The sequence below is a fragment of the Mesorhizobium sp. M2E.F.Ca.ET.209.01.1.1 genome, from assembly GCF_004010375.2.
Taxonomy (GTDB): domain Bacteria; phylum Pseudomonadota; class Alphaproteobacteria; order Rhizobiales; family Rhizobiaceae; genus Mesorhizobium.
Genome location: NZ_SADP02000003.1, coordinates 89,674 through 108,327, shown reverse-complemented (window position 1 = coordinate 108,327; position 18,654 = coordinate 89,674). Strand labels below are relative to the sequence as shown.

Genomic DNA, 18,654 nt, shown 5'->3' with positions numbered 1-18,654 from the left:
TGGCGAATAGTGAATGGTGAATGGTGAATGGTGAATGGTCATTCGCGTTCTGCCTCGAGCGATCGAACGAATGAAACCAGTCTTTTGCCCAGCCTGGTGTAACTTGGTTCCAGACTTGCAGCCTGCTCCCTGGTCAGCAGCCCAACGCGCCCGCAAAGCATTGTATGTGTTTCCAACTCCTTCAAAGAGCCTTGCGCGATACGAAGGAATTGAATGAACGGTCGCCGCTGAGCTCGGCCGAACCCTTCCGCAATATTCGCCGGCATAGAAGCTGAGCATCGCCGCATCTGAGCTGCCATTCCATACATTTCCTCGCGCGGGAACCCGCGCGTGACGACGTAAATGGCCTCGGCGATATCCATCGCCTCCTGCCAGACGATGAGATCGCGATAGTCGCGTATCTTTTCCGGCGTCTCGTCCATTCACCATTCACTATTCACCATTCACTGCTTCGCCTTCTCATCCCCCGGCAGGACGTAGTCCGTCCCTTCCCAAGGAGAAAGAAAATCGAAATTGCGGAATTCCTGCTTGAGCTCGACCGGCTCGTAAATGACCCGCTTGGCCTCGTCGTCGTAGCGAACCTCGACGAAGCCGGTCAGCGGGAAATCCTTGCGCAGCGGGTGCCCCTCGAAACCGTAGTCGGTGAGGATGCGGCGCAGATCCGGATGGCCGCTGAACAGCACGCCATAGAGATCGTATGTCTCTCGTTCATACCAGTCGGCGCCGGGGTAGACGGTGGTCAGCGACGGCACCAGCGTTTCCTCGTCGGCCTGTACCTTGAGGCGGATGCGGACATTCTGCTTCGGCGACAGGAGGTGATAGACGACATCGAAGCGCCTGGCGCGCGACGGGTAGTCGGCGCCGCAAATGTCGATGATCGAGATGAACTGGCAGCGCGGATCGTCACGCAGGAAGGTCGCCACCTCGATCAGATTGCCCGGCTCGACGGGAACGGTCAGCTCGCCATACGCAAGCACGGCTTCGCCGATGCGGCCGGAGAGCTTCTCGCCGAGATAGGTGGAGAGTTCGTTCAACGCCAGGGTCATCGGCTCACCGTTCGATCGTGCCGGTGCGGCGGATCTTCTTCTGCAGAAGGAGAATGCCGTAGAGCAGCGCTTCGGCGCTCGGCGGGCAGCCGGGCACATAGATGTCGACCGGCACGACGCGGTCGCAGCCGCGCACCACCGAGTAGGAATAGTGGTAGTAGCCGCCGCCATTGGCGCAGGAGCCCATCGAGATGACGTAGCGCGGCTCCGGCATCTGGTCGTAGACCTTGCGCAGCGCCGGCGCCATCTTGTTGGTCAGCGTGCCGGCGACGATCATGATGTCGGACTGGCGCGGCGACGCGCGCGGCGCGACGCCGAAACGCTCGGAGTCATAACGCGGCATCGAGGTGTGGATCATCTCGACCGCGCAGCAGGCAAGGCCGAAGGTCATGAACATCAGCGAGCCGCTGCGCGCCCAGGTGATCAGCGCTTCGGTCGAGGTGACAAGGAAGCCCTTGTCGGCCAGTTCATTGTTGATTTCGAGGAAGAAGGGATCGTCCTCCCCCACCGGCCTGCCGGTGTTGGGGTCGATAATGCCCTTGGGCTTCGGCGCGACGAGGGTGCCTGAACTGTCGTTCAATCCCATTCCAGCGCTCCTTTTTTCCATTCATAGGCAAAGCCGATGGTCAGCACCGCCAAAAACACCATCATCGACCAGAAGCCGAGCATGCCGAGCTTGGAGAAGGACACCGCCCACGGGAACAGGAAGGCGACCTCGAGATCGAAGATGATGAACAGGATCGACACCAAATAGAAGCGGATGTCGAACTTCATGCGGGCGTCATCGAACGAGTTGAACCCGCATTCATAGGCGGAAAGCTTTTCCGGATCGGGATTGCGATACGCCACCAGGAAGGGGGCTATGATGAGCGCCAAACCCACGACCATCGCCACGGCGATGAACAGGACGATGGGCAGATATGAACTCAGGAGTGCGCTCATGCGGCGGCTTTCCTTCGGCGGGGCAGTTCACTTTGATTACAGCAACGAACTCTGATGCGGAAGCGTGACAGTTTAACCGCTGAACCGTTTTAAGAGGCCCATGCTGCAACGCGGCGAGGGTTAGCGCAGCGGTTTCGGTGACGCAAGTCAAACCTTGTTCAAATCGCGACCCTGGACGCCTTATCGGAAGAAACTGGTCCGATCCGCTCCTGTTTGATTTCCTTCACTTTTTACTCCACTTTTCTCTCCTGACATATCTCCCGCCATTTGCCTGCTAGCATGGCCGGAATCACCGGCTAAGAATCCAACGGACGATCGGGGCAAGGACAGCTTGATGAAGGAGAAAATCTCGCTCGCCATGGCGAGGCGCATCGCGCTTGGATCACAGGGGTTCAACGACCCTCGTCCCGGAGGGGTTCCGGATCGCCGGCATCTTGCGCGTGTGCTTTCGCGAACCGGCCTGTTGCAGATCGATTCCGTCAGTGCGGTGGTGCGCGCTCATTATATGCCGCTCTATTCGCGTCTCGGCCCCTACCCGCTTGCGCTGCTCGACAATGCCGCGGTGGGCCGCAAGCGCGCGGTCTTTGAATATTGGGCGCATGAGGCCTCGTTCCTACCCGTCGAGACCTATCCCTTGATGCGCTGGCGCATGCAGCGCGCCGAGCAGGGCGACGAGATGTATCTCGGCCTCGCCAAATGGGGCCGCGAACGCAAGGCGATGATCGACGAGATCTATAAGGAGGTGGCCGATCGCGGGCCGATCGCCGCCTCCGATATCGAAGGCCACAAGGGCAATGGCGGCTGGTGGGGCTGGAGCGAGGCCAAGCATGCTTTCGAATGGCTGTTCTGGGCCGGACGCATCACCACCGCCTACCGGCGCGGCTTCGAACGCTATTACGATCTGCCCGAGCGCGTTTTGCCGCAGGCGGTGCTCGACCTGCCGGTGCCCTCGGTCGAGGACGCGCATCGCGAATTGCTGCGCATTTCCGCCCGTGCCCACGGCATCGCCACCTATGGCGACCTTCGCGACTATTTTCGCCTGGCGCCGGGCGACACCAAGGACCGCATCGAGGAACTGGTCGAAGCCGGCGAATTGCTGCCGGTCAAGGTCGAAGGCTGGGACAAGACAGCCTATCTTCATAAGGACGCGCGCATCCCGCGCCGGATCGACGCGCGCGCCCTGCTCGCCCCCTTCGATCCCGTGGTTTTCGAACGCACGCGCACCGAAAAGCTCTTCAATTTCCGTTACCGAATCGAGATCTACACGCCGGCCGAAAAGCGCCAATACGGCTACTACGTGTTGCCCTTTCTGCTCGGCGACCGCATCGTCGCCCGCGTCGACCTCCGCGCCGACCGCCCGGCCAGCGTGCTACGCGTCCATGCAGCCTATGCCGAGGCTGACGCGCCACCGGAGACGGCAGCCCAGCTCTACGAAGAGTTGAAGCAGATGCAGGGCTGGCTTGGCCTGGAGGCGATCGAAGTGACGCCGGCCGGCGACCTCGGACCGGCGCTGGCCGACATCGCGGTGTCGTAGCCACGCGTTGACAGGCGCCTAGCCGTAAGCCTAAATCCTGACCCAGACGGTCTTCTCCCGGCAAAGGGAGGAGCCAAGAGGGAATGCGGTGCGGAGTTGAAAAATTCCAAATCCGCGGCTGTCCCCGCAACTGTAAGCGACGAGCCCCGGCCGAAAACCACTGGGATGTTCCCGGGAAGGCGGCATTCAAGGCGACGACCCGCGAGCCAGGAGACCTGCCGTCTGAGACTTTAAGTATCCGAATGCCCGGCGGGTTTTCCGGGCAAGGAGCCTGGTTTTGGATCGCAACGGCAGCTTCTCGGCAAATATCGCGGACATTTCGTCCGAGCCCGACGCTTTGGCTGGCGTGACCGTCATCGTCTGCTCGTCCTGCCGCGACGAGACCGGCTCGGACGCCCATCCGCGCGCCGGCGCGCTGCTGGCCGAAGACACACGCTGTGCCGCATCGGGCGAAAACATCCGCATCCGCACCGTCGAATGCCTTGGCAATTGCAAGCGCCGGCTGAGCGCGGCGCTGCTGCGCGACGGCTGCTGGAGCTACGTCTTCGGCGATCTGGAGACGACCAGCGGCGCCGACCTCGTCGCCGGCGCAAAGCTCTTCGCCACTTCGACCGACGGCCTCATCCCCTGGCGCGGCCGGCCCGATTCCCTCAAACGCGGCCTGGTTGCCCGCATCCCTCCCCTCGACATGAAGGACTAACCATGAACGCTTCCGTTTCCCGCGTGCCCTGCACCGTCGTCACCGGCTTCCTCGGCGCCGGCAAGACGACGCTGATCCGCAACTTGCTGGAAAACGCCAAGGGCAAGCGGCTGGCGATCATCGTCAACGAATTCGGCGATGTCGGTATCGACGGCGAGATCCTGAAGGGCTGTGGCGTCGACACCTGCCCGGAGGAAAACATTGTCGAGCTCGCCAATGGCTGCATCTGCTGCACCGTCGCCGACGATTTCGTGCCGGCGCTCGACCAAATCCTGTCCCGCACGCCGAAAGTCGACCACATCCTGATCGAGACCTCCGGCCTCGCTCTGCCGAAGCCGCTGGTCCAGGCCTTCCAATGGCCCACGGTGAAGAGCCGCGTCACGGTCGACGGCGTCGTCGCCGTGGTCGACGGCCCGGCACTGGCCGACGGCCGCGTGGCCTCCGACATGGATGCCCTCCAGGCGCAGCGCGCGGCGGACGTGACGCTCGACCATGACGATCCGGTCGAGGAGGTCTTCGAGGACCAGATCGCCTGCGCCGACCTGATCATCCTGTCGAAGAGCGATTTGATGGATGCGGCGGGCTCTGAGCGCGCGAATGCCGTCATCGGCGAACACGTCGCGCGCGCCGTGAAAGTCGTACCGACCGCGCAGGGCAAGGTCGATCCGTCCGTGCTGCTCGGCCTCGGCCTTGCCGTCGAGGACGATATCGAGAACCGCAAGACCCATCACGACGACGAGCTCGACCATGAGCATGACGATTTCGACTCCTTCGTCATCGATATCCCGTCGATCGCCAATCCGGACGAACTGGCCAAGCGCGTCGCTGTAGCCGCCGAGCAGGAGAACGTGCTGCGCGTCAAAGGCTTCGTCGAGGTCGGCGGCAAGCCGATGCGGCTCCTGCTCCAGGCTGTCGGCCCGCGCGTCAATCACTATTACGACCGTGCCTGGACCGCCGAGGACGACCGCCGCTCGCGGCTCGTCGTCATCGGCCTCAAGGGGCTGAACCGCCCGGCAATCGAGCGTATCCTCGCCGGCTGAGGGAAATCCGGGCTGCGATGCATATCCTCGCCACCACATCCGCTTCGCTCGACGATCTCGCCGAGCCTGTCGACCTCAGGCAGACGCCTGCGGATGTCGTGGCGCTGTCCTTCACCGACAGCGATCTCGCCGGCCTCGCCGCCGCCTGGAAGGCCGATGCGGAGCGGCTGCCCTCGATGCGGCTGGCGGCGCTGCGCGATCTCCGCCACCCGATGTCGGTCGACCTGTGGATCGACAGCGTCGCCCGCCATGCCAAGGTAATCCTCGTCCGCATCCTCGGCGGTTACGACTGGTGGCGCTACGGCTGCGACCAGCTCGCCGCGATGGCGCGCGAGCGCGGCATCAAGCTGGCGCTGCTGCCCGGCGAAAGCCATGACGAGGACCAGCGGCTGATCGAAGCCTCGACCCTGCCGCGCGCGGAGTTGGACGCCCTGCTCGGCTATTTCCGCGAAGGCGGCCCGGCAAACATGGCGGCGCTGGTGCAAAGGCTGGCAAGGCTTGCGGGATCGGATGCGGCGGTGGCCGAGGCAGTGAGCGTGCCGAAGGCGGGGTTTTATCAGCCTGGGCTAGGCGTTGTAGAGAACCCTATCTTATCGAGCGTTGGCGATCCTTCGCCCCCCTCTCTGTCCTGCCGGACAGAGAGGGGGGCGAAGGAACTCGGCGCTGGCAGCCTCGGCACCCCCATTGTTCCCATCCTCTTCTACCGCTCGATGCTGCTGGCCGCCGACGTGGCGCCCATCGACACGCTGGTGGAAGCGCTCCGCCAACATGGCCTGGCTCCGGCGCCGATCTTCGTCTCCAGCCTGAAAGACCCAGCATCCCTGGCCTTCGTCGAAGCCGCCCTCGCCTCGCTGCACCCCGCAGCCATCGTCACCGCCACCGCCTTTGCCTCCGGCGCGGAACCGGGCGCCGAAACCCTGTTCGACCGTGCCGGCGTGCCGGTCTTCCAGGTCATCGTCGCCACGACGCGGCGCGAGGTCTGGGAGAAGAACCAGCGCGGCCTGGCGCCCGCCGATCTCGCCATGCATGTGGTCCTGCCCGAGCTCGACGGCCGCATCCTCGCCGGCGCGATTTCCTTCAAGGGCGAGGTCGAGACTGACCCGGCGCTGGCTTTTCGCGCTTTCGCCAACCGTCCGGAAGCGGATCGCGTCGCGCAGGTCGCCAGGCGGATCGCGGCGTTCATTCGCCTGCAGCGGACCGGGCGGGCCGAACGCAAGCTGGCGGTCCTGATCCCGGACTATCCGAGCGCGCCTGGCCGGACCGGCTATGCGGTTGGGCTGGACGTTCCGTCCAGCGTACTCGCCATGCTGCACGACCTGAAAGAACAGGGCTATGCGGTTGACGGGATTCCGCAATCGCCGCGCGAGTTGCTGGACGCGCTGGAGGTGGGTGGGCATGGGTTGAGGCTGGACGACTACCTGCGTTTCTCGGCCGAATTGCCCGAAGCTGCGCGCGATGCGGTTGAGGCCGCTTGGGGCAAGGCAAATGACGAAGCTCACGTCAATGCGCCCCCCTCTGTCCTGCCGGACATCTCCCCCACAAGGGGGGAGATTGAGCTCTCGTCTGCGCTTTCGCCAATCTCCAACGTTGCAGGGAGAGCGCCGGCAGAGGAACTGCCAATCTCCCCCCAAGTGGGGGAGATGTCCGGCAGGACAGAGGGGGGCGCGACAGAACGCCGACCTTCGCAAAAAAACTTCGAAACCCCCTTCAACGCCGCGACCTTCGGCAACGTCACCGTGGCACTCGCCCCCGATCGCGGCCGTTCCGCCGACCGCCGCGCCGACTACCACGACCCGACGCTCCCCCCGCGTCACGAACTGATCGCTTTCGGCCTTTGGCTGCGGAAATCGCTCGGCGTGCACGCCATCGTCCATGTCGGGGCGCATGGCACGCTCGAATGGCTGCCGGGCAAGACCGTCGCGCTCTCCGACACCTGCTTCCCCGAGATCGTCACCGGCTCGCTGCCGGTCATCTATCCGTTCATCGTCTCCAATCCCGGCGAGGCTGCGCAGGCCAAGCGCCGCATTGCCGCCGTCACGCTCGGCCACCTGCCGCCGCCGCTGACCGGCGCCGGCCTCGACGAGGCGCAACAGAAACTCGAGCGCTTGGTCGATGAATACGCCCAGGCCGATGGTCTCGACCGCCGCCGCCGTGACCGCCTTGCAAAGCTGATCGTCGAGACGGCACGGAAGACTGGACTTGCCTCGGAAGCCGGCGTTGCAAAGACCGACCAGCCTGACGAAGCGCTGCGCCGCATCGATGCCTGGCTCTGCGATCTCAAGGATTTCGCCGTCAAGGACGGGCTGCATGTCTATGGCCGCGCGCCGGAAGACGAGACAGATCCTCTGCGCCGGCAAAGCGCGGCGACCGAAAAAGCGAACCTGCTCGCCGCGCTCGATGGCCGCCACATCAAGGCCGGCCCCGCCGGCGCGCCGGCGCGCGGCCGCTCCGACGTGCTGCCCACCGGCCGCAACCTCTTCACCTCAGATCCGCGCACCATGCCGACGCGGACTGCCTACGATCTCGGCCAGGCGGCAGCGGAAGAGGTCGTGCGCAGCTATATGCAAAGCCATGGCGACTGGCCGCGCTCGCTGGTGATCGACCTCTGGGGCTCGGCCTCCTTGCGCACCGGCGGCGAGGAGATCGCGCAAGGCCTGGCGCTGATGGGGTGCCGGCCGCAATGGGATGCCGCGACCGGCCGCGTCACCGGCATCGAGGTGCTGCCCCCGGCCACGCTCGGCCGCCCGCGCGTCGATGTCACCTGGCGCATTTCCGGCCTGTTCCGCGACATGTTCCCGACCCAGATCGCGCTGATCGATGCCGCCGCCAACGCGGTCGCCAGCCGCGACGAGGACGATTCCGAGAACCCACTTGCCGCCGCGACCCGCGCCCAGGGCAAGGTCAGCCCGCGCATTTTCGGCACTTCGCCAGGCACCTACGGCGCCGGCATCGAGGATTTGCTGTCGCGCGGCGAATGGGGCGCGCGCGAGGAGGTTGGCCGCGCCTATCTCGACGCCACCTCACACGCCTATGGCGGCGCCGACGGCGAAGCGATCTCCGCGCCCGGCGCCTTCGAGGGGCGGATCGCCGAGGCCGATCTCCTCGTCCACACCGGCGACGATCCAGGCCGCGATATCCTCGAGGGCTCGGCCGACGTCGCCTTCATCGGCGGCTTTTCGGCAGCGCTTGCCGCGCTCGGCCGGAATGCCGATGTCATCGTGCTCGACACCACCGACCCGAAGAAGCCGAAGCCGCGCTCGGTCGGCGAAGCGGTGTCGCGCGTGGTGCGCGCCCGCGCCGTCAATCCGCGCTTCATCGCCGGCCAGATGCGCCACGGCCCGCGCGGCGCCTCCGAATTCGCCGAGACGGTCGACCGTCTCGTCGGCTTCGCCGAGACCACCCATGCCATTTCAGGCGCGCTGATCGAGGCAGTGCATGACGCTTATATCGGCGATCCGGACGTTCGCGCCTTCCTGCTGCGCGAGAACCCTGCTGCCGCAAAAGTTATTGCCGAGCGCTTACTCGCCGCCCGGCGGCGTGGCCTCTGGCATCCGCTCAGGAATTCCATCGACGACGATCTCGCGGCCCTGATCGTCGAGGCTCAGGGAAGCGGAGTTGCCGCATGAACGCGTTCTCGCGCCGCGGCGCCTGCCCTGCTCTCAGCGCGCCGATGCAGACCGGCGACGGCCTTTTGGTGCGACTCAATCCGGTCGCTGGAGGACTTTCGCCCAAGTCGCTGATTGGACTCGGTGAATCCGCCCTGCGCCATGGCAACGGCATCATGGAAGTGACCGCGCGCGGCAGCCTGCAGATCCGCGGGCTGAGCACGGAAAGCGCTAGGCTGCTGGCGGCTGAGGTCGATGCGATGGGCATTGCGGTGCGCAGCGGCGTGCCGATTGAGACCGGGCCGCTGGCGGGGATTGATCCGCAGGAGATTGTCGACCCGCGCCCGCTGGCCCAGCGGATCAGGGCGGCGATTGAAGAGGCCGGGCAAACGGCACGGCTGGGGCCGAAGGTGTCGGTGATTGTCGATGGCGGCGGGCAGCTTACGATGGATGCGGTCACTGCGGATGTGAGGTTGACCGCTGTACGCGCTACCGCAGACGTCCAGTGGAGCGTGTCGGTTGCGGGCGATGGCCGAAGCGCGAAGCCGCTCGCAACGGTCGATGCTGATGCGGCGAGCGACATTGCTGTGGCTGCGCTCAGGATGGTCGCCGAGAAGGGCCGCGAGGCACACACGCGGGATCTGTCGGAGCGGCAGTTGGCCTCTCTCGTAGGCTGGCATTCCTTCGCGCCCCCCTCTGTCCTGCCGGACATCTCCCCCACAAGGGGGGAGATTGGCAGCTTCGCCGCCGGCTCACTTACTGCAGCGAACTCTCATCTTTCCAGGTCGGCGATTCGCGAAACCGGCGGCGACAGCCTAATCTCCCCCCTTGTGGGGGAGATGTCCGGCAGGACAGAGGGGGGCGCCGTGGAGCGCCATCGCTCCCCCATTGGCACCTTCAAACTCAACACCGGCCACGCCCTCGGCATCGTCCTCCCCTACGGCAGCATGCCGGCCCAAAATCTCATCGACCTCGCAAGCCAAGCCTCAATCCTCGGCGCCGCCGAAATCCGCCTCGCCCCAGGCCGCGCCCTGCTTGTCCTCGGCCTCTCGCCATCCGCCTGCGTCTCACTACAGGCCTCGGCCACCACCCTCGGCTTCGTCACCTCCCCCGCCGACCCCCGCACCCGCATTGCCGCCTGTCCCGGCACGCCGGCCTGCGCCTCCGGCCGCATCGCCACGCGCGCCATTGCCGAGACAATCGCTGCTCAAAGCCCCGAACTCCTCGACACCTCGCTGACGCTCCACATTTCCGGCTGCGCCAAGGGCTGCGCGCATCCGGGCGCAGCCGCACTGACATTGGTCGGCGACGAAAACGAAGCCGGACTTGTCGTGGACGGGACGGCAAAGGCCCTTCCTGCCGGATACAGGCCGGGCTATGACGCCGCGCGCGGGGTCGCCGCCATTGCGGCCGCGATCCGCCGTGAACGACATCAAGGCGAAACCGCCGCCGCTTGCCTCACCAGGCTTGGCGCTATCGGCATCGCCGAACTCTATCGACGGAACCAGTGAATGGCCGCCTACGACTATATCCATGACGGGATGGCGATCTACGAGCGCTCTTTCGCCATCATTCGAGCCGAGGCGGACCTGTCGCGCTTCTCCGAGGCCGAGGCCGATGTCGCTATCCGCATGATCCACGCCTGCGGACAGGTCGAAGCCGCTAAGAATTTCGTCTTCTCCAGCGATTTCGTCGCCGCCGCTCGTACTGCCCTCGCCGCCGGCGCGCCGATCTTCTGCGATGCCGAGATGGTCGCCAATGGCGTCACCCGGGCGCGCCTTCCGGCCGGCAACGAGGTGATCTGCACGCTGCGCGACCCGCGCACGCATGACATCGCCAGGGAAATCGGCAACACCCGCTCGGCCGCGGCGATCGACCTCTGGGGCGAGCGCATGGCCGGCTCGGTCGTCGCCATCGGCAACGCGCCGACCGCGCTCTTCTATCTGCTCGAAAAACTACGCGACGGTGCGCCTAAGCCGGCCGCGATCATCGGCATGCCGGTCGGTTTCGTGGGTGCAGCCGAATCCAAGGATGCGCTGGCCGAGAATTCCTATGGCGTGCCTTACGCCATCGTGCGCGGCAGGCTCGGTGGCAGCGCCATGACGGCGGCCGCGCTCAATTCGTTGGCGAGGCCAGGCCTGTGAACGCTCTCCCGAAAGGACGCCTCGTCGGCGTCGGCACCGGCCCCGGCGATCCGGAGCTTCTGACGCTGAAGGCCGCGCGGGCATTGGCTGAGGCCGACGTCGTTGCCTATTTCGCCAAGCGCGGCAACAACAGCAATGCCCGCGCCATCGTCGAGGCGCGCTTTCGCCCGGACATGATCGAGCTGCCGCTGCTCTATCCGGTGACGACCGAGATCGACAAGGATCACGACGACTACCGCGCGCAGATCAGCGATTTTTACGAGCAGTCGGCCGAACAGGTCGCCGAGCATCTCGGCGCCGGCAGGATGGTGGCGGTGCTTTCGGAAGGCGATCCGCTCTTCTACGGCTCCTACATGCATCTGCATGTGCGCCTGGCGCATCGCTTCCCGACCGAAGTCATCCCCGGCATCACCGCCATGTCCGGCTGCTGGTCGACGACCGGCCTGCCGATCGTCCAGGGCGACGACGTGCTGACCGTGCTGCCCGGCACGATGAGCGAGTTCGAGCTGACCCGGCGCCTCGCCGACACCGATGCTGCCGTGATCATGAAGGTCGGCCGCAACCTGCCGAAAATCCGCCGCGCGCTGGAAGCCGCCGGCAAGCTGACGAAAGCCGTCTATGTCGAACGCGGCACCATGCCGGGCAGCGTCTCGATGCGGCTGGCCGAAAAGCCGGACGACAAGGCCCCCTACTTCGCCATCGTGCTGGTCGCCGGCTGGTCGGCCAAGCCTGGAGCCAAGGCATGAGCGGCCGCCTTACCGTCATCGGTCTCGGACCCGGCAACGCCGACCAGGTCACGCCGCAGGCTGCCAATGCCGTCGCCGGGGCTTCCTTCTTCTATGGCTACAAGCCCTATCTCGACCGGCTGGAGCTGCGGCCGGATCAGACCCGCATCGCTTCGGACAACCGCGAAGAGCTTGCCCGTTCCAATGAGGCGTTGGCCAAGGCCGCCGAGGGCCACAGCGTGGCAGTCGTTTCCGGCGGCGATCCCGGCGTCTTCGCCATGGCCGCGGCCGTTTGCGAAGCGATCGAGGCTGGCCCTGAGGAATGGCGTGCCATCGACCTCTCGGTCGTCCCCGGCGTCACCGCCATGCTGGCGGTCGCCGCCCGCATCGGCGCGCCGCTCGGCCATGATTTCTGCGCCATTTCGCTCTCCGACAATCTGAAGCCGTGGGAGCTGATCGAGTTGCGCCTGCTGGCGGCAGCGGGCGCCGGCTTCGTCATCGCGCTCTACAACCCGATCAGCAAGGCCCGCCCCTGGCAGCTTGGCCGCGCCTTCGAATGCCTGAAGGCGATCCTGCCCGGCACCACGCCGGTGATCTTCGGTCGCGCCGCCGGCCGGCCGGACGAGCGCATCGAGGTTTTCCTGCTCGCGGACGCCGATGCGGCAAAAGCCGACATGTCGACCTGCATCATCATCGGCTCGCCCGAAACCCGGATCATCAAGCGGGGCGAAAAACCCGCGCTGGTCTACACGCCGCGTTCGGCAACGGGGTCGAAAAGATGATCGACCTTTGCCGCCAGCGCATCGACGGTTTCAGCCGAGGGCACGTCCGGCAAAGGCGGTCGGCGGATGATGACCACCTCGATGCCGAGCGCCCGCGCGGCGGCGATCTTGCCATAGGTCGCCTCCCCGCCGCTGTTTTTCGACACAATCGCATCGATGCCGTGTCGTTCGAGCAGCGCTCGTTCATCCGCCTCGGCGAACGGCCCGCGCGCCAACAGGTAGAGCGCATCGGGCACGGCAAGCTTCGGATCGACCGGATCGACGCTGCGGATCAGGTAACCGTGCTGCGGCGCAGCCTCGAAGGCGCCGGCCTCCTGCCGGCCGATCGCGAGGAAAACGCGGCGCGACGCCGTGCCGAGCGCACTTGCCGCCTCGGCGACACTGTCGACCATCGTCCAACGATCGCCTGCCACAGGCTCCCAGCCGGGCCGTCTCAAGGCAAGGATCGGCACGCCGGCTCGCTCGGCGGCCTCGGTGGCATTGGCGGAAATACGAGCAGCGTATGGATGCGTGGCGTCGATCAGCAGATCGACTTGCTCGTCGCGAAGATAGGCGGCCAATCCCTCCGCGCCGCCAAAACCGCCGACGCGCACCGGCACGCCTTGCGCGACCGGACTTTCGGTGCGGCCGGCGAGCGACAGCGTGACGGAAAAATCCTTGCGACGAGCCAGCCTTCCGGCCAGTTGCCGGGCTTCCGTGGTTCCGCCGAGGATCAGAATGCGGTGGGTCATCATGCCTGCTAAGGGTCCGCGCGCCGCCAAGCCCGCCTCAAAATGGCTCACCATCGTCGGCATCAGCGAGGACGGTGTAGCGGGTCTCGGCGACGAGGCCAAGCAGCGCATCGCGCAGGCGGATGTCGTCTTCGGCGGCAAGCGGCATCTTGCGCTCGTCGCATCCCTGGCCAGGGGCGAAACCCGCTCCTGGCCGACACCCTTCGACGCGGAAATGCGCGACGTGCTGGCACTCGCGGGCAAGGACGTCTGCGTGCTCGCGTCCGGCGACCCGTTCTTTCACGGCGTCGGCGTCACGCTGGCGCGCAAGGTGAAGCCGGATGAGATGCTCGTTCTCCCGGCGCCGTCGTCTCTATCGCTGGCCGCCTCCCGTCTCGGCTGGGCCTTGCAGGACATCGAGACCATCTCGCTGCATGGCCATTCGATCGACCTGATCCGCCCCCTGCTCCACCCCGGCGCGCGCATCCTCGCACTGACCTCCGACGGCGATGCCCCGGCTGCCATGGCCGCACTGCTCGACGAACTCGGCTTCGGCCCGTCGCGGTTGACGGTCCTCGAAGCGCTCGGCGGTGCCGATGAAGCGCATCGAACCTCCCGCGCCGACGCCTTCGATCTCAAAAACATCAACCCGCTCAACGTGCTGGCGTTTGAAATTGAATCAACGCCGGATGCGCGCATCCTGCCCTTGACCGTCGGCCTCGCCGACCACTTGTTCGAGCATGACGGCCAGATCACCAAGCGCGAGATCCGCGCCATCACGCTTTCGGCGCTGGCGCCGCGGCGCGGTGAGTTGTTGTGGGACATCGGCGCCGGCTCCGGCTCGATCGGCATCGAATGGATGCTGGCGCATCCTTCGCTGCGTGCCATTGCCATCGAAGCCAACGGCGAACGCGCCGCCCGCATCGCCCGCAATGCCGCCCATTGCGGCGTGCCCGGCCTTGTCGTGGTTGAAGGCGCCGCGCCCAAAGCCTTCGCCAAACTGCAGACGCCGGATGCCATCTTCATCGGTGGCGGCGGCAGCGATGCCGGCGTGTTGGAGAAAGCGATCAAGGCGCTGCGTTCCGGCGGCCGGCTGGTCGCCAACGCGGTGACGCTGGAGATGGAGGCGCTGCTGCTCGACCAGTGCAACAGGCGCGGCGGCGACCTGACCCGCATCGCGCTGTCGCGCGCAGCGCCAGTTGGCTCCATGCAAGCCTGGCGCCCGGCCATGCCGGTCACGCAGTGGAGCTGGACAAAACCATGATGGTCGCGGGCATCGGCAGCCGCAAAGGCGTGAGCGTCGAAGAAGTATTGGCGGCGATCGAGACCGCGCTTGAGGCGCATGGCCTAGCCATTACGGCGCTTTCGGCGCTGGCGACGACCGAATTCAAACGCAACGAAGAAGCCATTTTCGCCGCCGGCCGTGAACTCAACCTTCCCGTAATAGTGGTTGATGCTTCCGGCGCCGAACCGTCACTCCCCCTCACCCGGCCTCCGCTTCGCTCGGCCGACCTCTCCCCAAGAGGAGAGGAGATGACAGGCGCCGCCGCCAATCTCTTCTCCCCCACGGGGAGAAGGTGGCCCGAAGGGCCGGATGAGGGGGCGTCTCTGCTCAGTCATTCGGATCTCTCGCAGAGCCGCGCCGGCACGCCGTCGGTTTCGGAGGCGTCCGCCCTGGCCGTTGCCGGAGCCGGCGCAAGACTGCTCGGGCCTCGCACGGTGCTTGGTCCGGTCACCTGCGCCATCGCCATCAGCGGAGACGCGCCATGACGGTCCATTTCATCGGCGCGGGTCCAGGTGCGGCCGACCTCATCACGTTGCGCGGTGCGCGGCTGCTCGCCAGTTGCCCGGTCTGCCTCTATGCCGGCTCGATCGTCGCGCCGGAGCTGCTCGAGCATTGTGCGCCCGGCACCAAATTGATCGATACCGCGCCGATGTCGCTGGACGAGATCGAGGCCGAATATGTCGCCGCGCACAAGGCCGGCCAGGACGTTGCACGCCTGCATTCCGGCGACCTTTCGGTCTGGAGCGCGGTGGCCGAGCAAATAAGGCGGCTGGAAAACCACGGCATCCCCTACACGCTCACCCCAGGCGTGCCCTCTTTCGCGGCGGCGGCGGCGGCACTTCGCCGTGAGCTGACCATTCCCGAACTCGCGCAAAGCCTGGTGCTGACGCGCGTTTCCGGCCGCGCCTCGAAGATGCCGCCCGGCGAGACGCTGGCCGGCTTCGGTCGCACCGGCGCCACGCTTGCCATCCATCTTGCCATCCACGCCATCGACCGCATCGTCGCCGATCTCACGCCGCTTTACGGCGCCGAGTGTCCGGTCGCGGTCGTCTTCCGCGCCTCCTGGCCGGACGAGCGCATCCTGACCGGCACGCTCGGCACCATCGAAGCGCAATTGGCGGAAAACCCGATGGAGCGCACGGCGATCATCTTCGTCGGCAGCGCGCTCGCGGCGCAGGATTTCGACGAAAGCTCACTCTACGACGCCCACTACCAGCGGCGTTTTCGCGGACGGGACGGATTGTGAACGGCAGCGCCAACATGAACGGACGGGCTACGGTTGAGCAGGCGTTGGCGCGGCTGAACTTCAAGCCGCGTGAGCTGGAACCCGGCCATGTCTGGCTGGCCGGCGCCGGCCCCGGCGACCCCGGCTGCCTGACGCTGGAAGCGCTGGCCGCGCTCGGACAATGCGACGCGCTGGTCTACGACGCGCTGGTCTCGCCCGAAGTCGTGGCGGTAGCCCAGGGCGCCGAGCTCTTCTACGCCGGAAAGCGCGGCGGCCAGCCCTCGATGAAACAGGACGACATCAACGCCCTGCTGGTGCGGCTGGCGCGCCAAGGTCGCCGCGTCGTGCGGCTTAAGGGCGGCGATCCCTATATTTTCGGCCGCGGCGGCGAAGAGGCCTTGGCGCTCGCAGGAGAAAAAATTCCGTTCCGGGTGCTTTCCGGCCTGACCTCGGGCCTCAGTGCATTGGCCGCCACCGGCATTCCCGCCACCATGCGCGGCATCAACAAGGCCGTCATCCTGGCGACCGGCCACGCCGCAGGCACCGATGATGACATCGATTGGGCAGCCATCGCCCGCACCGGACAGCCGGTCGTCGTTTATATGGGCATGGCCAATCTGCCGGTGATCGCGGCAAAGCTGCTCGAGGGCGGTCTCGCGCCATCGACACCCGCCGCGGTGATTGTCGCTGCGACCACCGCACAGGAGCGGATCGTTGTCGCCACGCTCGCCACCATAGCGGACGAAGCCGCCGCCGCCGGGCTCTCGTCCCCGGCGCTGATCGTGGTCGGAGGCATCGTCACCATGCGCGCGGCACTGGCGGGCGGCGCATGACGGCGCGTGCGATCATCATCGGTGCCCCGCGCTCCGGCTCAGGCAAGACCAGCGTCACCATCGGCCTGTTGCGCGCGCTCGCCCGGCGCGGCTTGAAGGTGCGTGGCGCGAAGTCCGGACCGGACTATATCGATCCCGGCTTCCACACCGCCGCGACCGGGCTTTCCGGCGTCAATCTCGACAGCTGGGCGATGTCGCCTGACCTGCTCAACGCGCTGGCGGCCCAGGCCGCGGACGACGCCGAATACGTCATCCTCGAAAGCGCCATGGGCCTGTTCGACGGCATTCCTGCGCCGGAAGGCCGCTCCGGCTCGGCCGCCGATCTTGCCCGGCTCTACGGTCTGCCGGTGCTGCTGGTGCTCGACGTGTCCGGACAGTCGACGACGGCGGCCGCCGTCGCCAAGGGTTTTGCCACCTACGATCCGGATGTGCGCATGGCTGGCGTCGTGCTCAACAGGCTCGGCAGCGAACGTCACCGCCGTCTGTCGGGCGACGCCATCGAGGCGATCGGCCTGCCTGTGGTCGGCGCCATCTTGCGCGATCCGACGCTCAACTTGCCGGAGCGGCATCTCGGCCTCGTCCAGGCCGGCGAATACGAGAACCTGATGGCGCATCTCGACCGGCTGACAGACATGGTCGAGAAATCGCTCGACATCGATGCCATCCTCAAGCTGGCGACACCTCTGCAGCCCTCGCCCGGCGACTTTGCCGACGCCTTGCAACCGCCTGGGCAGCGCATCGCGCTGGCCGAGGACGCCGCCTTCACCTTCCTCTATCCGCATGTCGCCACGCAATGGCGCAAGGCCGGCGCGGAGATCGTGCCTTTCTCGCCGCTTGCCGACGAAGGGCCCTCGCAGGACTGCGAGGTCTGCTGGCTGCCCGGCGGCTATCCCGAACTCCATGCCGGCAAGCTTGCGGCCGCGACGGACTTCCAGATGGGAATGGCGCGCTTTGCGGCGACGAAACCGGTTCACGGCGAGTGCGGCGGCTTCATGGTGCTGGGCGAAGTGCTCGAGGATGCGGACGGGAAGAGCCACAAGATGCTCGGCCTGCTCGGCCATTCCACCAGCTTCGCCAAGCGCAAGATGAACCTTGGCTATCGCGAGGCGCGGCTGCGCGCCGCCTGCCCGTTGGGACCGGAAGGCACGCTGATCCGTGGCCACGAATTCCACTATGCGCAGATGACGGCCGCCGGCAATGACGAGCCCTTGGCCGACCTTGCCGATGGCCAGGGCAATCCGCTCGGCGCTTCCGGCTGCCGGCGCGGCCATGTCAGCGGCACATTCTTCCATGCCATAGCGAGGGGCGCATGAGCGGCCCTTCCGCCCCAAGGCAATTGCTTGACGATATCGGCCTCAGCCTCGTCTTCTTCACCCGGCTGAGATTGCCCTCGAGCGATTTCGGCGGCCGCAGCCTGGCGGATGCGATCTGGGCGGCGCCCTTCGCCGGTCTCGCCGTGGCGATCATCGGCGCGCTCGTCTACGCCATCGCTTATAGTTTGGGTCTTGCCAGCGGCCCGGGGGCGGCGCTGACGCTCGCCGCCACGATGCTCGTTACCGGCTGTCTGCATGAGGACGGACTTTCCGACATCGCCGACGGCCTTTGGGGCGGCAGGACGCGCGACAGGAAACTGGAAATCATGCGCGACAGCCGCATCGGCGCTTATGGCGCCGCGGCGCTCGGCGCCTCGCTGCTCATCCGCTGGAGCGCGCTCTCCGAACTCGCCGGTCCCGGCCACATCTTCCTGGCGCTGCTTGCCGCGCATGCCGCCTCGCGCGGCCTGTTCGGCGCCTTCATGCATCTTCTGCCGCCTGCCCGAGCCGACGGCCTGTCCGCCAATGCGGGCTCCGTCACTGCCGAGACCGCCGTCATAGGTGCTGCGCTCGGAGCGGTGGCGCTGCTGGCGCTCGGCCTCGGCGGCGCGATCGCGGCGCTCATCCTGCTCGGCCTGCTCTTCGCCGGTTTCCGCTCACTTTGCCTCAGCCAGATCGGCGGCCAGACCGGCGACACGATCGGCGCGCTGCAGCAGCTCGGCGAGATCGCGGTGCTGCTCGTCGCTTCCGTTTGCCTTTCCTGATTCTTT

19 protein-coding genes and 1 riboswitch are annotated in these 18,654 nt (G+C 66.4%); of the genes, 14 read left to right on the top strand and 5 right to left on the bottom strand.

Annotation, left to right across the window (positions count from 1 at the left end):
- Positions 1 to 38: 38 nt before the first annotated feature.
- Genes EN852_RS06725 through EN852_RS06710 form a run of 4 tightly spaced genes read right to left on the bottom strand, consistent with a single transcriptional unit; the run spans position 39 to position 1,988 of the window.
- Positions 39 to 422 carry a four helix bundle protein gene (locus EN852_RS06725; protein WP_127874303.1) on the bottom strand — a complete coding sequence of 128 codons (384 nt, stop codon included), beginning with the start codon at positions 420 to 422 and terminating at the stop codon, positions 39 to 41.
- 21 nt (positions 423 to 443) lie between these two features.
- Entirely contained in the window at positions 444 to 1,046 is a 603-nt protein-coding gene (locus EN852_RS06720; RefSeq protein WP_127874304.1) for an NADH-quinone oxidoreductase subunit C, read from the bottom strand.
- A 4-nt stretch (positions 1,047 to 1,050) separates the two neighbouring features.
- Positions 1,051 to 1,632, bottom strand: coding sequence for an NADH-quinone oxidoreductase subunit B (locus EN852_RS06715; RefSeq protein ID WP_015317338.1), 582 nt, complete (start codon positions 1,630 to 1,632; stop codon positions 1,051 to 1,053).
- Positions 1,623 to 1,988: an NADH-quinone oxidoreductase subunit A gene (locus EN852_RS06710; RefSeq protein WP_112127345.1), complete on the bottom strand. Its 366-nt coding sequence runs from the start codon at positions 1,986 to 1,988 to the stop codon at positions 1,623 to 1,625. Before EN852_RS06710 ends, EN852_RS06715 begins: the two co-directional genes overlap by 10 nt.
- A 334-nt stretch (positions 1,989 to 2,322) precedes the next feature.
- On the opposite strand from EN852_RS06710, the gene EN852_RS06705 reads away from it, so the two are divergent.
- From EN852_RS06705 to EN852_RS06670, 8 genes are all read left to right on the top strand, one after another.
- Positions 2,323 to 3,522, top strand: coding sequence for a winged helix-turn-helix domain-containing protein (locus EN852_RS06705; RefSeq protein ID WP_127874305.1), 1,200 nt, complete (start codon positions 2,323 to 2,325; stop codon positions 3,520 to 3,522).
- Positions 3,523 to 3,552: 30 nt separating this feature from the next.
- A riboswitch (cobalamin riboswitch) is annotated at positions 3,553 to 3,760 on the top strand.
- A 39-nt stretch (positions 3,761 to 3,799) separates the two neighbouring features.
- Entirely contained in the window at positions 3,800 to 4,222 is a 423-nt protein-coding gene (locus tag EN852_RS06700; protein WP_127874306.1) for a DUF1636 family protein, read from the top strand.
- Positions 4,223 to 4,224: 2 nt separating this feature from the next.
- On the top strand, positions 4,225 to 5,262 hold the full coding sequence (gene cobW / locus EN852_RS06695) for a cobalamin biosynthesis protein CobW (RefSeq protein ID WP_127874307.1): 1,038 nt from the start codon (positions 4,225 to 4,227) through the stop codon (positions 5,260 to 5,262).
- Between the two features lie 17 nt (positions 5,263 to 5,279).
- Positions 5,280 to 8,888 carry a cobaltochelatase subunit CobN gene (gene cobN, locus EN852_RS06690; RefSeq protein ID WP_127874308.1) on the top strand — a complete coding sequence of 1,203 codons (3,609 nt, stop codon included), beginning with the start codon at positions 5,280 to 5,282 and terminating at the stop codon, positions 8,886 to 8,888.
- Positions 8,885 to 10,378 carry a precorrin-3B synthase gene (gene cobG, locus EN852_RS06685; RefSeq protein ID WP_127874309.1) on the top strand — a complete coding sequence of 498 codons (1,494 nt, stop codon included), beginning with the start codon at positions 8,885 to 8,887 and terminating at the stop codon, positions 10,376 to 10,378. Before cobN ends, cobG begins: the two co-directional genes overlap by 4 nt.
- Entirely contained in the window at positions 10,379 to 11,011 is a 633-nt protein-coding gene (locus EN852_RS06680; protein ID WP_127874310.1) for a precorrin-8X methylmutase, read from the top strand.
- Complete coding sequence (locus tag EN852_RS06675) at positions 11,008 to 11,757, top strand: precorrin-2 C(20)-methyltransferase (protein ID WP_127874311.1); 750 nt, start codon at positions 11,008 to 11,010, stop codon at positions 11,755 to 11,757. Before EN852_RS06680 ends, EN852_RS06675 begins: the two co-directional genes overlap by 4 nt.
- Positions 11,754 to 12,518, top strand: coding sequence for a precorrin-3B C(17)-methyltransferase (locus EN852_RS06670; protein WP_127874312.1), 765 nt, complete (start codon positions 11,754 to 11,756; stop codon positions 12,516 to 12,518). Before EN852_RS06675 ends, EN852_RS06670 begins: the two co-directional genes overlap by 4 nt.
- On the opposite strand, the gene EN852_RS06665 is transcribed toward EN852_RS06670, so the two are convergent.
- Positions 12,482 to 13,249 carry a cobalt-precorrin-6A reductase gene (locus EN852_RS06665; protein ID WP_127874313.1) on the bottom strand — a complete coding sequence of 256 codons (768 nt, stop codon included), beginning with the start codon at positions 13,247 to 13,249 and terminating at the stop codon, positions 12,482 to 12,484. The two genes, EN852_RS06670 and EN852_RS06665, sit on opposite strands and share 37 nt — an antisense overlap.
- A gap of 1 nt (position 13,250) precedes the next feature.
- On the opposite strand from EN852_RS06665, the gene cbiE reads away from it, so the two are divergent.
- The 6 genes from cbiE to EN852_RS06630 are packed head-to-tail and all read left to right on the top strand — an operon-like array spanning position 13,251 to position 18,648.
- On the top strand, positions 13,251 to 14,492 hold the full coding sequence (cbiE, locus tag EN852_RS06660; protein ID WP_127874314.1) for a precorrin-6y C5,15-methyltransferase (decarboxylating) subunit CbiE: 1,242 nt from the start codon (positions 13,251 to 13,253) through the stop codon (positions 14,490 to 14,492).
- The gene (locus tag EN852_RS42205) at positions 14,489 to 14,998 is read left to right on the top strand and encodes a cobalamin biosynthesis protein (protein ID WP_246694200.1); all 510 of its coding nucleotides are present in this window, start codon (positions 14,489 to 14,491) and stop codon (positions 14,996 to 14,998) included. The genes cbiE and EN852_RS42205 overlap by 4 nt, the downstream gene beginning before the upstream one ends.
- Entirely contained in the window at positions 14,995 to 15,759 is a 765-nt protein-coding gene (gene cobM, locus EN852_RS06645; protein ID WP_127874315.1) for a precorrin-4 C(11)-methyltransferase, read from the top strand. Before EN852_RS42205 ends, cobM begins: the two co-directional genes overlap by 4 nt.
- Positions 15,760 to 15,773: 14 nt before the next feature.
- A complete protein-coding gene (cobA, locus tag EN852_RS06640) occupies positions 15,774 to 16,571 on the top strand; it encodes a uroporphyrinogen-III C-methyltransferase (protein ID WP_127874316.1) in 798 nt (265 codons plus the stop codon).
- Positions 16,568 to 17,884: a cobyrinate a,c-diamide synthase gene (locus EN852_RS06635; protein ID WP_127874317.1), complete on the top strand. Its 1,317-nt coding sequence runs from the start codon at positions 16,568 to 16,570 to the stop codon at positions 17,882 to 17,884. The genes cobA and EN852_RS06635 overlap by 4 nt, the downstream gene beginning before the upstream one ends.
- On the top strand, positions 17,881 to 18,648 hold the full coding sequence (locus tag EN852_RS06630; RefSeq protein ID WP_127874318.1) for an adenosylcobinamide-GDP ribazoletransferase: 768 nt from the start codon (positions 17,881 to 17,883) through the stop codon (positions 18,646 to 18,648). Before EN852_RS06635 ends, EN852_RS06630 begins: the two co-directional genes overlap by 4 nt.
- Positions 18,649 to 18,654 lie beyond the last annotated feature (6 nt).

What these genes read in the sequence shown, in the direction of transcription:
- EN852_RS06725 (WP_127874303.1), bottom strand. Translation starts at nt 422, where the DNA reads ATGGACGAGACGCCGGAAAAGATACGCGACTATCGCGATCTCATCGTC.
- EN852_RS06720 (WP_127874304.1), bottom strand. Translation starts at nt 1,046, where the DNA reads ATGACCCTGGCGTTGAACGAACTCTCCACCTATCTCGGCGAGAAGCTC.
- EN852_RS06715 (WP_015317338.1), bottom strand. Translation starts at nt 1,632, where the DNA reads ATGGGATTGAACGACAGTTCAGGCACCCTCGTCGCGCCGAAGCCCAAG.
- EN852_RS06710 (WP_112127345.1), bottom strand. Translation starts at nt 1,988, where the DNA reads ATGAGCGCACTCCTGAGTTCATATCTGCCCATCGTCCTGTTCATCGCC.
- EN852_RS06705 (WP_127874305.1), top strand. Translation starts at nt 2,323, where the DNA reads ATGAAGGAGAAAATCTCGCTCGCCATGGCGAGGCGCATCGCGCTTGGA.
- cobW (WP_127874307.1), top strand. Translation starts at nt 4,225, where the DNA reads ATGAACGCTTCCGTTTCCCGCGTGCCCTGCACCGTCGTCACCGGCTTC.
- cobN (WP_127874308.1), top strand. Translation starts at nt 5,280, where the DNA reads ATGCATATCCTCGCCACCACATCCGCTTCGCTCGACGATCTCGCCGAG.
- cobG (WP_127874309.1), top strand. Translation starts at nt 8,885, where the DNA reads ATGAACGCGTTCTCGCGCCGCGGCGCCTGCCCTGCTCTCAGCGCGCCG.
- EN852_RS06680 (WP_127874310.1), top strand. Translation starts at nt 10,379, where the DNA reads ATGGCCGCCTACGACTATATCCATGACGGGATGGCGATCTACGAGCGC.
- EN852_RS06670 (WP_127874312.1), top strand. Translation starts at nt 11,754, where the DNA reads ATGAGCGGCCGCCTTACCGTCATCGGTCTCGGACCCGGCAACGCCGAC.
- EN852_RS06665 (WP_127874313.1), bottom strand. Translation starts at nt 13,249, where the DNA reads ATGACCCACCGCATTCTGATCCTCGGCGGAACCACGGAAGCCCGGCAA.
- cbiE (WP_127874314.1), top strand. Translation starts at nt 13,251, where the DNA reads ATGCCTGCTAAGGGTCCGCGCGCCGCCAAGCCCGCCTCAAAATGGCTC.
- EN852_RS42205 (WP_246694200.1), top strand. Translation starts at nt 14,489, where the DNA reads ATGATGGTCGCGGGCATCGGCAGCCGCAAAGGCGTGAGCGTCGAAGAA.
- cobM (WP_127874315.1), top strand. Translation starts at nt 14,995, where the DNA reads ATGACGGTCCATTTCATCGGCGCGGGTCCAGGTGCGGCCGACCTCATC.
- cobA (WP_127874316.1), top strand. Translation starts at nt 15,774, where the DNA reads ATGAACGGACGGGCTACGGTTGAGCAGGCGTTGGCGCGGCTGAACTTC.
- EN852_RS06635 (WP_127874317.1), top strand. Translation starts at nt 16,568, where the DNA reads ATGACGGCGCGTGCGATCATCATCGGTGCCCCGCGCTCCGGCTCAGGC.
- EN852_RS06630 (WP_127874318.1), top strand. Translation starts at nt 17,881, where the DNA reads ATGAGCGGCCCTTCCGCCCCAAGGCAATTGCTTGACGATATCGGCCTC.